Source organism: Flavobacterium sp. 103 (assembly GCF_003096795.1).
Taxonomy (GTDB): Bacteria; Bacteroidota; Bacteroidia; order Flavobacteriales; family Flavobacteriaceae; genus Flavobacterium.
Window position 1 is genome coordinate 3,892,642 of sequence record NZ_QENX01000001.1, and the last position, 15,211, is coordinate 3,907,852.

The window sequence follows — 15,211 nt, forward strand, 5'->3', positions numbered from 1 at the left end:
ATTTTAATCGTTAATTTTTGGAAATAAAACTTGTATCAAGCCTTTTTTATGTAACTTCAACTGTTCTATTTTCTCCACTTGTGTTGTGATTAATTCTTCTAAAGAAGAAAGACATGAGGCTATTTTTTGTTGCTCTAAAGGCTTAGGAATATTAATTATTAATGTTTTTAATTGATTAGGATAAAGGTGAACTACAGAAATACCTTGAGCCATTTGTGCGATATCCTTTCTCTTAACATTATTCAAGTAATAAGATAAAAAAACACCATTAATCTTTGTCCTAATAATATTTAGATCACCACCAAGGGCGATTCCTTTTTCTAAAACACAAGATGCTGTGGCAATATCAATTTGAGTTTCACCTGATGCAGGAATAATTACATCATTAGCTTTACTCAACACTAAATCGGTAGCATTTAAATTTGTATAAGATTTAACAACACTAACAGTCTCTTTGTAATGAGTATAAAGCTCTCCATATCTAATACAAGGTAAACTTCCGTTTTCAATTATATCAGCTTTGGATATTCCTTTTCCTTTTAAAAAGGTGGCTACTTCATCCAAATTATTCTGTACCCAACTCCCATCATTCACAAACTCAGGAAAACGATATTTAGGAACAGTTTCCCCTTCTTGCGGGAATAGTTTTTGCATTAAGCCTTTTTTATGTTCTTTTAAGGTATCTAATTTTTGGTTATGAGCTGTAATTAGTTGATCTAAGGAAGAAAGGCAAGAAGCTATTTTTTGTTGTTCCTCGAGTGATTTGGGAATGGTTAAAGAAATTCTTTTTAATTCATCTAAACCAATTCTTTTTCTTGTTGATCCTGTTGCTTTCTTATCGATTGCTTCTCTTACTTCCTTCGAATTTATTAAGGAGTAAATAAAATATTTAGAATACTTTTTCTCATCAACAACTAATCTTATTCCATCGGAAGCCATAACACATCTTTCTATGTTTAGAGGTATCATACAAGCTCGTCCAACAGGATCTCCCATCTTGGATATGATTATATCTCCGCAATAAATATTGCAACTCAATAATTCATTAGCCTTCTCTATCGATGTATATATTTTGTAATTATCCATAAATTCACCATCACCAATATTTTGAAGTTGAATTATTCTAATTCCGTTCGTAGTGTAGTCACTCGCCTTTAGATTTGAACCAAATGGACCGCCCGTAAAACTCCATTTAATTTTCTTGTCTGTGGTTTCTATTAATTCTTTTTCATTCCAATTTCCATCATTCATGAACTCGGGAAAGCGAATTTCAGGTATCAATATATTTATCTTCTTAGTCATAAGCTGTTAATCCTGATATTTCTCGCCCTTGGGCAATTTTATTTAAATGGGGTGCTAAGTCTTCCATCAAAGCCAGTTCTTTTAATCTACGTTCTTTCCAACTTAGTTCTAGTGGTTCTAAAAGGTCTGTCAGTTTCTCACCGTCAAAAATCATTCGGCTCATTATAGTATCTACAAAGGCTTTTAAGTCTGCTGTTTGTAAGCCGTGTTTGTTAGCAATGGTAGCTAATTCTTTTTCGTTTTTATCAAATTTAAAAGTTTCATAACCTTTGGTCAAAGTATGTACATCTTGCCCGCTATTCCAGTCTAAGTTATTAATATATTCCGCTAAATCTTCTTGTTCGTCCATCAGATTAGCATTTGCACTCAGTAAACTAATTACCTGTGCTTTGGTCATTTTTTGCTTGGCAGGTTTCTTTTGTGTACTGTCGGCAATCAAGCTCATTATGTAATCGTAATCAATAACAGCAGAGGCAAAGAGTACAAATTCAAAATCGAGTTGTTGCACTTCAGGAGGTGCATCATCGCCTTCATCTTGTTGTATTTTCCTTAACTTCTTAGCAGTTTCTATGTACGAACTTCTATACTCTTGCAGAGTCCCAGTTGGGAGAATGGTTTCAATTTTTAGCTTTTGTTCTTCGGTGATGTCTGTATATTGGTCTAATTCGACTTTTAATTTTTGAACCGCTTTAAACTTCTTTACAAAGTCAATTCGTGCAGCATCGCCTTTTAGGTTATATACTTCTTGGGGTTCGTTTACTAAATTGTTTTCCTGCATAAAAACATCCAGGGCTTCTACTGCTTTTTGGTAATTTTCAATTACCACAGGAGCAGGGTCAACCAACCATATTTCTTTTGCTTTTCCGCTATTTTCACCCGAGAAAAGTGCAATAGCTTGGTTTACTGCCTCTTGTTGAGATCGGAAGTCTAGAATATTGCCATAAGGCTTTGTATCGTTTAGCACTCGGTTGGTTCTAGAAAAAGCTTGTATCAAACCGTGGTATTTCAGGTTCTTATCTACATACAAGGTATTGAGGTACTTAGAATCAAAACCAGTGAGTAACATATCAACTACAATTGTAATGTCAATTTTATCTTTATGCGGAATTTCTTTATTGGTGTATTTTTGGTCTTTGATACGTCGTTGCACATCTTGGTAATATAAATCAAATTCATTTATAGAATGATTTGTACCAAACTGCATATTGTAGTCGCTAATAATTTCTATTAAAGCTCTTTTCTTTTCTTCAGGATTTTGTTTGTTGTCTTCTTTTTCCTGAGTTAAATCTTCTTGTAATTGTTTTATATCTGCTGCATTCTTTTGACTTTGTTGGTCCCCTTCTTTTGCTATTAGTTGAGAAGGAGGAGAAAATACACAAGCAATATTAAGTACCACATAATCCTCGTTTTCGGCTTTCTTTTGCTTTTGAATTGTTTTGAATAACTGATAATATTCTATAGCGTTATTTATTGAAGCCGTTGCCAATGTTGCATTGAAACGTCTTGAAGCCGTTGCTGCATTGTGTTTGTCGAGAATGGCTTCTACTACCGCTTGTTGTGCAATAGCTTCGCCTGGTTTGGCATTCAAATAGCCTTTACCTTTAAAATAGTCAATATGAAACTTCAATACGTTTCTATCATCTATGGCGTTGGTTATGGTATAAGCGTGTAATCTTTGTTGAAATATGTCTTCAGTGGTTTTATATGAAGCCTCTTCACCTTCTCTTATTTGATAGGAGGCATTTTCATCAAAAATAGGAGTACCCGTAAAACCAAATAATTGCGCATTTGGAAAAAACTCTTTTATGGCTTTGTGATTATCTCCAAACTGTGAACGGTGGCACTCGTCAAAGATGAAAACTACACGTTTATTGCGTAACGGCTCTAAACGTTCTTTATAGTTTTTTTTGTACGTACCGTCTAATGCCAATCCTAATTTTTGAATGGTAGTAACAATTACTTTGTCGGTATAGTCGGTAGATAATAAACGCCTTACCAATGTTTCGGTATTGGTATTTTCTTCTACACTACCTTCTTGAAATTTATTGAATTCCTCACGAGTTTGGCGGTCAAGGTCTTTACGATCCACCACAAAAAGGCATTTTTCAATATCCGGATTGTCTTTCAATAGCGTAGATGCCTTGAAAGAGGTTAAGGTTTTACCACTTCCCGTAGTGTGCCATATATAACCATTACCTCGGTTTTGGTGAATGCAATCAACAATAGCTTTTACTGCATATATTTGATAAGGTCGCATTACTAACAATTTCTGTTCGCTTTCTACTAAAACCATATACTTGCTTATCATTTCACCAAGTGTACATTTTTTAAGAAATTTATCGGCAAACTCTTCTAAGTAATTAATTTTTTTATTGCTTTCGTCTGCTAATTCATAAATCGGCAAAAACTGTTCATCAGCATTAAAACTGAAATGTTGATTTTTATTATTAGCAAAATAATAGGTTCTATTGCTGTTACTCACAATGAATAATTGCATAAAACACATTAATGTGTTGTTGTATCCGTTTCCAGAATCATTTTTGTAATCCACGATTTGCTGCATTGCTTTTCGTGGCGAAATTTCCAATTTTTTCAATTCAATTTGTACCACAGGCAAGCCATTAATCAACAAAATAATGTCGTAGCGGTGATTACTGTTCTCCGTATTGATGCGTAACTGATTTATAACCTCATAATCATTTTTACACCAGTCTCTTATATTTACTAATGTGTAATGTAGAGGAGTTCCATCTTCTCGTTGGAAGTAATTTTTTTCACGCAATAGTTTAGAAGCTGCAAATACATCAGGATTAATGATTTCCTCTCGTAAACGTATAAATTCACTTTCGGTTAAATGAACACGATTCAATGCTTCAAATTTGGTTTTGAAATTTTGTTCTAGTGTTTTTCTGTCAATAATATCTTTTCGATAATTATATTTCAGATCCGCTAGTTGCTTAATTAGATTTTCTTCTATTTGTGATTCTTTGGTCATTCTTCTTTCAATAGATCTTTAGTATTAACTTCCAGAATTTTTGCAATTCGTTACAAACATTTGATTCTAGGTTGTTTCACATTTCGGGCATACTCGTTAACTGCGTTATAATTTTTTCTAATTTTTTAGCAAGCCAAGTTTGTGAGATAGCTTTCTTTTTCAGAATGTATTCAGTCCAGTTTATTCAAAGCCTAGTTAGATTTGTAGCGTCAAATATAGTAAAAATGAACTAGCAAAGGGTGTAAATAATCATTGTATGTTTTGGATTGAAATAATAAATTATTGAGAAAAACACAGCGGTTGGGTGTCTTAAGCACCAGTAAAAATGATTTCCAGTTATTTAAGGTGTTGTGGAGCTCTTTGTGAACTTACTAAAAACTCTTAAGTCTACTTAATTCGAATTCGTACTGAAATTTTTATTGATATAAGTTAAATTCTGTGATTAATTTCCTAATTCCAAATTCTGCTTCTTAAAGCCAAACTGCGCCACATCTGCAAAAGCTTTTATTGCCTTCTTTAAATTTATCCATTAAGCAAATCATAAACATTTTATTGTATGGATACACAGCAAAAAGACCTGTCATATTTCAGGTTACGACTGCAAGAATTATTAACTATAAGCTTTCCCGAAAAAGCGTATGATGTTAAATTTATTGACCAGCGTTCAAGTTGGGCTTCCAATGCTTATGAAGATGCTTTTCGAGCAGGAAACCCAATAAACCAATGTGATCATATTGCCGATTATGTCTTATTTGAAGGATTGCACTTTTCAAAATTTGATACCCTTTTTCAAGTAGTCTGCAATGAGTTTGATGCGAGAATGGCAGATGAAGAATTACGACCGTTTGCCTTAAAGATGTTGCCTATTTGCTACCCTGTTTTTACAAACTACAAATTAACGGATGACTTCGCCTATACAACGGAGTTTGATTTGCTCTATACGGAACTGACAGGAACCATAGCAATATGGATAGAGGAACATGGGCTTCAGTAAACGTCAACATCTCCAATCGAATATTGATTCCCTGCGAATTGCTTTTAAACTGGAAAAGGAGAACAGAAAAGCCTCCGCAGGCGAAAGACTGCTAATGATGCAATACAGCGGATTTGGTGGTCTAAAATTTGTGTTGAATCCTGCCCAAAATCCGATAGACATTAACCATTGGAGAAAGACCGAACATGAACTTTTCCCAGTAACACAGGAACTCCATCAGCTACTAAAAGAAAATTCAACTGATGAAAAACAATACCGTAGATATGTGGACAGTATGCGGAGTTCTGTATTGACTGCATTTTACACACCACCTTTGGTTATTGATGCTATTTCCACCACATTAAAAGAAAATGGTGTAAGCATTCAAAAACTTTTAGAACCATCTGCCGGTAAAGGTTCTTTCATACAATCCTTTGCAGATAAAGATATGCCACAGGTTACCGCTTATGAAAAGGACTTGCTCACTGGAAAAATTTTAAAACAGCTCTATCCCGATAATACGATCCGCATTAGCGGCTTTGAAGAAATACCCGAAAAGGAAAAAAACAGCTATGATGTGGTAGCTAGCAATATCCCTTTCGGTGATACGTCCGTTTTTGACCTTTCCTATTCCAGAAGCACGGACACTGCAAAAGTACAGGCTGCCCGAAGCATACACAATTACTTCTTTATGAAGGGAGCCGACATGCTCCGTGAAGGTGGTGTGCTGGCTTTTATCACTTCACAAGGTGTGCTGAACAGCCAGAAGAATGAACCCATACGCAGGGCATTAATGCAGGATAACAACCTGGTTTCAGCAGTCAGATTGCCCAATAACCTCTTTACTGACTATGCAGGTACGGAAGTGGGAAGCGATTTGATAATTCTGCAAAAGAATACTGCAAAACAAAGTTTGACCGAATCGGAGGAACTGTTTTGTCAGAGCCAAATAACTCAATACAATACACCAAGCAATGCCTTGTTTCAGGATAGCGGAAGGATTATACATACTACACGTGTGTTAGATACCGATCCTTACGGTCAACCTGCATTTATCTATACGCACAGGGATGGCGTGGAAGGAATTGCCAGAGACCTTAAGCAAATGCTATCGGAAGATTTTGGAAAGCATCTGAATATTGGCTTGTATAAAGGCGAACGAAGCGATACGCCTGTCAAACAAATTCCTGCAACACCAAAGGTTGCACTTTCCACTTCTGAACCTATAAGCATTACAAAAGAAACACAGACATTATCTGCTCCAACAACAAATAAGGGCATTGTAAAAGGAGAAAGGCAACTGAGCATTTTTGACCTCTTTGAAAATTTAGAAGAGCCAGTGGCTGTTGTTACTCTTGTTAAAGCAGTCAGAGCAAAAAAACAGCCAGCCAAAATAAGAAGGGCGGAGAATGGGTATCAGCCAAACCTGTTCAGCGGTTTGATGCAGCAACCTCCTGTTTCTATTTCTCCTGTAAATAAAAATACCCCAAATCAAAGGAAAACACAGGAAGTTATCGGCGATTTGTTTTCAGGACTGAAAGGAAATAATCTCTCCGAAAAGATTACTGCAGGTAACACCATTCCCGAACCTGCAATTTATTCCAAAGTAATACAGTCTTTTCATCGTAACGATAGCCTTGCAGTGGATAACGGCTGGGTCGGCTATCTTAAAGATTTTGATAGCGATAAGAAACAGGCAATGTTTCATCCTTTGCAATTATCGTCCTTACAGAAAGGAAGAGCTGAAGCATATATTTCTGTACGAGATAACTACCTCGATTTATATCAGAAGGAAGCCAAACTGCAAACCGAACATAAAGAAGAGAGAGAAACATTTAATAAGGTTTACGATGCCTTCGTAAAAAGGTACGGCAACCTGAACAGTGCCGATAATATCAAGCTTATCAAAACAGACAGTTCCGGTAAGGAAATGCCTTATTTGGAACGTATTGTGGGCGGTGTGGTACATAAGGCGGATATCTTCCACCGTCCGGTAAGCTTCTCCATTACCACATTAGCTACCGATAATCCCGATGAGGCGTTAGCCGCATCGCTGAACAAATACGGGAACGTTGATCTAGGTTTTATGTCCCAAATCAGCGGTATATCATCCGATGATTTGAAAGAGGTATTACATGGACGCATCTTTTATAATCCTTTGGAAAAGGAATATGAAATAGCTGAAAGATGGGTAGCTGGCAATGTGGTGGAGAAAGCTAAAGCCTTAAAAAGCTATCTCGAAAGCAATCCCGATGATAGGCAGGCCAAAGAAAGCCTTACGTCTTTAGAAGAAGCCCGACCAAGACGTATCGAATTTGAAGAGCTGGATTTCAATCTTGGTGAACGCTGGATACCTACAGGGATCTATGCCCGTTTTGCTTCTTATCTTTTCGATACGGAGGTGCGTATCCAGTATTCTGAAACTTCCGATGACTTTTCTATAAAATGCGATCAGAAAAATATACATATATGGGATAAATATGCCGTCAAGTCTGATAGCCGAACATTTGACGGGATTGCTCTGCTGAAAAACGCATTAGTCAATACTACTCCTGATATTACCAAAAAAGTAATGATTGATGATAAGGAAGTAAAGGTACGGGATATGGAAGCTATACAGATGGCGAATACCAAGATTGATGAAATACGTACCGCCTTTACCGAATGGCTTCACACTCAAAACGATGAGTTTAAAAAAAGGATGACCGACCAGTATAACGATACCTTTAACTGTTTTGTGCGTCCGCAGTACGACGGAAGCCATCAGGAATTTCCAGGACTGGACAGAAAAGGCTTAGGCATTAACGATTTGTATTCGAGCCAAAAGGATACAGTATGGATGATCAAGCTGAACAACGGTGCGATTTGCGATCACGAAGTAGGAGCCGGTAAGACATTGGTGATGTGTACCGCAGCACAGGAGATGAAACGTTTGGGAATGGTACACAAACCTATGATAATAGGATTGAAAGCCAATGTTCATGAGATTGCAGAAACGTACCGTAAAGCCTACCCACATGCTAAAATTATGTATCCTGGCAAAGAAGATTTTACCCCACAGAAAAGGCAACGGATTTTCGGAGATATTAAAAACAACGATTGGGACTGCGTGATATTGACCCATGACCAGTTTGGCATGATACCCCAGTCGCCAGAAATGCAAAAGGAAATCCTACAAGTCGAACTGAACAGCGTGCAAGATAATCTTGCCGCTTTGGAAGCACAGGGCAAAGAGATTTCAAGGGGTATGCTCAAAGGTGTAATCATCAGGAAACAGAACCTTGAAGTTAGGCTGAAAACTTTGGAACATGACATCGAAAACCGAAAAGATGATGTAGTGGATTTTAAGATGATGGGCATCGACCACTTATTTGTTGATGAAAGCCACCAGTTCAAAAACCTGATGTTCAATACGCGTCATGACCGGGTTGCAGGTTTGGGCAATATGATGGGAAGCCAAAAGGCCATGAACCTGCTTTTTGCCATCCGCACCATTCAGGATCGCATACAAGACGATATGGGTGCTACCTTTCTTTCAGGTACAACTATCAGCAATTCCTTAACCGAGTTATATCTCTTGTTTAAATATCTCCGTCCAAGAGCATTGGAAAAACAAGGTATTAACTGTTTTGATGCCTGGGCGGCTATCTATGCAAGGAAAACGACTGATTATGAGTTTTCGGTAGCGAATAATATCGTGTCAAAAGAACGCTTCCGCTACTTTATCAAAGTGCCGGAACTGGCACAGTTCTATTCGGAAATCACGGACTACAGAACGGCTAAGGATATTGGTATAGATCGTCCGGAAAAGAACGAGGTGCTTTATAATATACCGCCTACACCAGATCAGGAAGTATTCATCCAGAAATTGATGGATTTTGCTAAATCAGGTAATGCTACCTTATTGGGAAGACCTCCGCTGACAGATAGGGAAGAAAAAGCAAAGATGCTGATTGCTACGGATTATGCCCGTAAGATGTCCCTCGATATGCGGATGGTAAGCAGTAAATATAATGACCACCCGGATAACAAAGCTTCCCATTGTGCAGCCAATATTGCAAAGTATTACCAAAAATTCCATGCACAGAAGGGAACGCAGTTTATCTTTTCTGATTTAGGTACTTACAAGTCTGGAGAATGGAACGTCTATGGGGAAATCAAGCGCAAACTTGTAGATGATTACGGTATACCGGCACATGAAGTCCGTTTTATACAGGAAGCTAAAAATGATAAGCAACGCAAGGAGCTTATAGGCGGTATGAATGAGGGGAAAATCCGTGTGTTGTTTGGTTCTACCGGCATGTTGGGAACTGGTGTAAATGCACAGAAAAGAGCTGTTGTCGTTCATCATTTGGATACCCCGTGGAGACCAAGCGATCTTGCTCAACGTGACGGAAGGGCTGTCCGAAAAGGCAATGAAATTGCCAAATTTTTCGCCGATAACAAGGTGGATGTAATTATCTATGCAGTCGAAAAATCGTTGGACAGCTACAAGTTCAATCTGCTCTACAATAAACAGCTTTTTATTGACCAGCTTAAAACCAATAATCTCGGAAAGCGAACCATTGATGAGGGTAGTATGGATGAAAAATCGGGAATGAATTTCTCTGAATACGTAGCTATACTTTCGGGCAATACCGACCTTTTGGAAAAAGCAAAGCTGGAAAAACAGGTTGCTGGATTGGAAAGTGAGAAGCAGGCATTCAATCGTTCCAAGTTCAGCTCCAAATACAAGCTGGAAGATATTTCTGCGACACTAGAGTCTGCCAAGTCACGATTGGAACGAATGAGTCACGATTGGGAAAATCTGCAACAGCGCTTACAAAAAGGGCAGGATGGAACGATACTGAACCTTGTACAGCTAGACGGATTGTCACCTAATGCCGATGTGAAACAGATTGGAACCAAACTTAACCAGATTGCGGATAAAGCCCGTACTGGAGGTCAGTATGACGAAATAGGCAGCCTGTATGGGTTTACATTATTGGTTAAAACTGAAATATCCGAAAAAGAGGGTGTTGATATAAAAGTCAATCGTTTTTTGGTACAGGGTGAAGGCAACATAAAATACACTTATAATAATGGCTTGATTGCTAATGACGCAAAGCTTGCATCAATGAATTTCCTTAGTGCTTTAGAAAAAATTCCCAGTTATATTGAGCAGGAACAAAAGAAGATTGCTGAGTTGCAAAAAGACTTGCCTGTACTTCAGGCAGTGGTCAATGGTATATGGACAAAGGAAAATAAGTTGAGCGAACTAAAAACCGAATTGGCAGCCATTGATAGGAAAATACAATTATCTATTGCTTCCGAGCCCAAAGAGCAGGAAGAAGCTATAAAAATCAGTGATATTAAGGAAAGGTCTTCTGTAGGTTTGAAAGCAATGTAATTTCATTGGTAAAAAAAAACATTCTTTTTTATTTGGTAGTAAATTTTGAAAAACACCTTAATTTTTTGTCTTCTGATGCGTAACTATGATAGCTAAATTGTTAAGAAAAGTGTAGCAAAAATGTGATTTTTAACACGTTGTTAGTAAAAAATCAATATAAATTGATTAATTTTGATTCAAATTAAACTACAATGAATAAATTTCACATTTTAGTAATAGTATTATTTGGTTTCTTATTGATACCAAGTAATTCTTTTGCCTGTGAAAATAATTCAACAAAACATTCTTCTACAAAAGAGACATCTTCAAATATGGATAAAGATGATTGTTGCAAAAATGACAATCATTCCAAAACGAAAAATCACGAAGGTTGTGGAGGAAAATGTAACCATTCTAGATGCAGTTGCGCTACTTCTTGCAACAGTAGTACTGTTGCTATTAATGAATTGAAATTTAATAGCAATCTTTTTAATTTCTCTTCTGAAAAACAAAAATTTTATAATTACAAAACCACTATTTCTTCTGGTTTTAATTCTCTATGGCTTATACCTAAAATAAGCTAAAATCTATAGTTGATAGCCATAATTATATCTTATTGATAACTATTATTGGTCTCCAAATCATTTATTTTATCGGTTAATTTCAATTTCAAGATGATGCGTATTCTATGATTTCATTTTTGTTATTGCTTAACTAATTCAATTTAACATTATTTACATACAATGAACTCATTAAAAAAAATAATGATAGCAATACTTCTATTGTTATCAGTAGTGGTATCCAACGCACAAATTAAAAATGCTAAAATAGAGTCCGTTAAAATTTACGGAAACTGCGGAATGTGCGAAGCCAAAATAGAAAAAGCAGGTAGTCTAAAAAATGTCGCAAACGTTGACTGGAACGCAGATACAAAAATGGCTGTCCTTAGTTATGATTCTAAAATAACCAGTCAAGACGAAATACTCAAACGTATTGCATTGTCAGGTTATGACAGTGATAAATTTCTTGCTCCAGATGATACATATTCAAAACTTGCAGGATGTTGTCAATATGATCGTGAGGCAAAAGTTCCTGTTAAAACAGAACCAAAAAGCGAAATGACAGGAATGGAAAGCAACAGACTTTCAACAACAGCTGAAAATCAAACCGTAAATCAACTACAGCCAGTTTTGGACAATTATTTTTTACTGAAAGATGCTTTAGTAAAAACAGATGCTAAAACAGCTTCTGAAAAAGCAGCAGCATTATTATCTTCGATTACTGCAGTGAAAATGGAAATATTAAAAATGGATGAACATGTGATTTGGATGAAAATCTTAAAAGATTTAACTGCCGATTCCAAAAGTATTTCTGAAACACAAGATATTAAGAAACAAAGAGATTTTTTCAAATCATTATCTAAAAACATTTATGAATTGATTAAAGTTTCCAAACCTACTGAAGCGATCTATTACCAATACTGCCCAATGCAAGATGCCAATTGGCTAAGCAAAGAAAATGCTGTTAAAAATCCTTACTATGGCTCACAAATGTTGAGTTGTGGTAAAACTATAGAAACAATAAAATACTAAAAAGATGAAAACACTAATTATTGTATTAAGTGCATTTTTTGCATTTAATTCAGCAGTAACAGCACAAACTGTTACAAAAAAGGAAGAACAAAAAACAATTTACGTTTGTCCTACACATCCTGACAAAACAAATTCAAGCTCAGGTAAATGCCCACAATGTGGGATGGATATGGTAAAAGTCACCGAAAAAATTGATTTGCACCCGCTAAAAGGAAGTCAGCCTCAAAGTAAAATTGTGACAAAATATGTTTGTCCTATGGATGGATCAACTTCTGATAAACCTGGTAAATGTTCTAAATGTGCAATGGCAATGGTAAAAACCACTGAAAAAATTGATTTGCACCCGCAAAAAGGAAGTCAGCCTACGAATAAAACTGTGACAAAATATGTTTGCTCGATGGACGGCACAACTTCTGATAAACCTGGTCAATGCGCTAAATGTGGAATGGGTTTGGTAAAAGTCACCGAAAAAGTTGATTTGCACCCTCAAAAAGGAAGTCAGCCTCAAAGTAAAATTGTGACAAAATATGTTTGTCCTATGGATGGTTCCACTTCAGATGTACCTGGAAAATGTCCTAAATGCGGTATGGATATGACGCAAACAGAAGACCATAAACACTAATCTAATCTTTCAATAACAAAAAAAATAAAAATGAAAAATATAATTCTTTCAGCAATAGCAGTAGCAATCACAATGGTTTCTTGTAATCAAAAAAATAAGCAAGAAGAAACAGTTAATTCAGAAACAAGTAAACCTGAAACTGCAACTGTAAAAGTCAATCCTACTTCTTTTTCCATTAAAGAAATTGTAACGAATTATTTGTCTTTAAAAAATGCTTTGACTAAAGACGATTCTAACGCTACTGCCGATGCAGGAAAAGCATTGGTGGAGACTTTGGGAAAAATCGATATGAAAAAATTATCTGGTGAACAGATGAAAACCTATATGGATATTGCCGATGATGTTAAAGAACACGCTGAACATATTGGGGATAATGCGGGGAATATAGCACACCAAAGAGAGCATTTTGTATTGATGAGCAAAGACATCAACGATTTGATAAAAACTTTTGGAACAGAACAAAAGCTGTATCAGGATTTTTGTCCAATGGCTGATGAAGGAAAAGGAGCCATTTGGATAAGCGAGCTGAAAGACATCAAAAACCCTTATTTTGGTTCAGAAATGCTTACTTGTGGTTCAGTGAGAAAAGAATTCTAAGATGAAAAGAATCTTCAAAAAAATACTTTTTATTGGATTAATTATTTTTTTGCTGATGCAGTTATATCAGCCTGCTCGTAATTTAGGTTATAGGCAGGATATAACTGCTAATTTCACAAAAGTATATAATGTGCCTAAAAATGTAAAAAACATTTTACGAACCTCTTGTTATGACTGCCATAGCAATTACACCAACTATCCTTGGTATTCAAACATTCAACCCGCTCGTTTTTTAATGGAGAGCCATATCAAAGAAGGAAAAGAAAATTTGAATTTTAATGAATGGGGAAACTATAGTAGCCGAAAGCAAAAGAATAAATTAGATAGAATTGTTAAAGAAATAAAATCTAATGAAATGCCTTTGGCTTCTTATACTTTAATCCATAAAAACGCAATACTTTCCAGTAGTCAAAAACAGGAAGTAATGAATTGGATTGAGAAAACTAGCGATAGTCTTTCATCTAAATACTAAACATTATGGTAGAAAAATTAATATCATTTTCATTAAAAAACAGATTACTCGTCTTGCTCGTTTCGGCCTGTTTATTTGCTTGGGGTGTTTATAGCGTGCAACAAAATCCCATTGATGCCATTCCTGATTTGTCCGAAAATCAAGTAATTGTATTTACGGAGTGGATGGGAAGAAGTCCACAGGTTATTGAATCACAGGTAACTTATCCTTTAGTTTCTAATCTTCAGGGAATTCCAAAAGTTAAGAATATTCGTGGTGCTTCTATGTTTGGAATGAGCTTCGTATACATTGTTTTTGAGGACAATGTTGATATTTATTGGGCAAGGACAAGGGTTTTGGAAAGACTTAATTACGCCCAACGTCTTTTGCCTCAAAATGTAGTTCCTACACTTGGACCTGACGGTACAGGTGTTGGTCACATTTTTTGGTATCATTTGGATGCTAATGGTATGGACTTGGGAGAACAAAGAGCCTTGCAGGATTGGTACGTGAAATTTGCATTGCAAACTGTTCCAGGGGTTGCTGAAGTGGCTTCTTTTGGAGGTTTTGAAAAACAATACCAATTGGTTTTGGATCCTTTGAAAATGCAATATTATAAAGTCACTATGATGGAAGTGATGAATGCCGTCAAAGCCAATAATAATGATGTGGGAGGACGGAAATTCGAAATGAGTGATATGTCATACATCATAAGGGGTTTGGGGTATATAAAAAACATAAAGGACGTAGAAGAAATTGCCATCAAAAATTACAATTCTATTCCGGTGCGGGTAAAAGATATCGGTTCCATTCAAATGGGAGGCGATTTGCGTTTGGGTATTTTTGATGAAAATGGCACAGGAGAAGTCGTTGGTGGTATCGTAGTTATGCGATACGGAGAAAATGCAGATAATGTCATAAAAGCGGTCAAAGCCAAAATGAAAGAAGTGGAGAAAGGACTACCCGAGGGCGTAACTTTTAAAACCTCTTATGACAGAAGCGAATTGATTGAGAAAGCAATTGAATCTGTCAAAGGAACGCTAATCGAAGAAATGATTGCCGTTTCAATAGTGGTGTTGCTTTTTCTTTTTCATTGGCGAAGCGCATTAATTATCTTGATACAAATACCAATTTCGGTGGCGGTTGCCTTTATCTTCCTGCAGGCTTTTGGAATTTCTTCAAATATTATGTCGCTCACGGGAATTGCTTTAGCAATTGGTGTTTTGGTTGATGACGGAATTGTAATGGTAGAGAATGCGTATAGGACAATTTCTGAGAAACAGGAAGAAATGGATAATAACCAATAAGTTA

At 36.3% G+C, this 15,211-nt stretch carries 10 protein-coding genes; 8 read left to right on the forward strand and 2 right to left on the reverse strand.

All coding sequences use genetic code 11. From position 1 onward, the window contains the following. Positions 1 to 3 precede the first annotated feature (3 nt). Together C8C85_RS16445 and C8C85_RS16450 are read right to left on the reverse strand one after the other, a co-directional pair. Positions 4 to 1,302: a restriction endonuclease subunit S gene (locus C8C85_RS16445; RefSeq protein WP_111410162.1), complete on the reverse strand. Its 1,299-nt coding sequence runs from the start codon at positions 1,300 to 1,302 to the stop codon at positions 4 to 6. After that, entirely contained in the window at positions 1,295 to 4,297 is a 3,003-nt protein-coding gene (locus C8C85_RS16450) for a type I restriction endonuclease subunit R (RefSeq protein WP_111410163.1), read from the reverse strand. The genes C8C85_RS16445 and C8C85_RS16450 overlap by 8 nt, the downstream gene beginning before the upstream one ends. Before the next feature lie 556 nt (positions 4,298 to 4,853). Here C8C85_RS16450 and C8C85_RS16455 point away from each other — a divergent pair. The 8 genes from C8C85_RS16455 to C8C85_RS18670 all read left to right on the forward strand — a co-directional run bounded on the left by C8C85_RS16455 (position 4,854) and on the right by C8C85_RS18670 (position 15,207). After that, positions 4,854 to 5,291, forward strand: a complete 438-nt coding sequence (locus C8C85_RS16455) for a DUF1896 domain-containing protein (RefSeq protein ID WP_111410164.1) — start codon at positions 4,854 to 4,856, stop codon at positions 5,289 to 5,291. Beyond that, a complete protein-coding gene (locus tag C8C85_RS16460; RefSeq protein WP_111410165.1) occupies positions 5,278 to 10,659 on the forward strand; it encodes an N-6 DNA methylase in 5,382 nt (1,793 codons plus the stop codon). The genes C8C85_RS16455 and C8C85_RS16460 overlap by 14 nt, the downstream gene beginning before the upstream one ends. A gap of 191 nt (positions 10,660 to 10,850) precedes the next feature. Continuing rightward, a complete protein-coding gene (locus C8C85_RS16465; protein ID WP_024981686.1) occupies positions 10,851 to 11,222 on the forward strand; it encodes a hypothetical protein in 372 nt (123 codons plus the stop codon). A 159-nt stretch (positions 11,223 to 11,381) separates the two neighbouring features. Then, positions 11,382 to 12,230 carry a DUF3347 domain-containing protein gene (locus C8C85_RS16470; protein WP_111410166.1) on the forward strand — a complete coding sequence of 283 codons (849 nt, stop codon included), beginning with the start codon at positions 11,382 to 11,384 and terminating at the stop codon, positions 12,228 to 12,230. Positions 12,231 to 12,234: 4 nt separating this feature from the next. Next, positions 12,235 to 12,852, forward strand: a complete 618-nt coding sequence (locus tag C8C85_RS16475) for a heavy metal-binding domain-containing protein (protein ID WP_111410167.1) — start codon at positions 12,235 to 12,237, stop codon at positions 12,850 to 12,852. Between the two features lie 30 nt (positions 12,853 to 12,882). Next, positions 12,883 to 13,449, forward strand: coding sequence for a DUF3347 domain-containing protein (locus C8C85_RS16480; RefSeq protein ID WP_111410168.1), 567 nt, complete (start codon positions 12,883 to 12,885; stop codon positions 13,447 to 13,449). 1 nt (position 13,450) lies between these two features. Beyond that, on the forward strand, positions 13,451 to 13,921 hold the full coding sequence (locus tag C8C85_RS16485) for a heme-binding domain-containing protein (RefSeq protein ID WP_111410169.1): 471 nt from the start codon (positions 13,451 to 13,453) through the stop codon (positions 13,919 to 13,921). Between the two features lie 5 nt (positions 13,922 to 13,926). Next, positions 13,927 to 15,207 (forward strand): efflux RND transporter permease subunit, encoded by a 1,281-nt coding sequence (locus C8C85_RS18670; protein ID WP_111410170.1) that lies wholly within the window; start codon positions 13,927 to 13,929, stop codon positions 15,205 to 15,207. Positions 15,208 to 15,211: the final 4 nt, after the last annotated feature.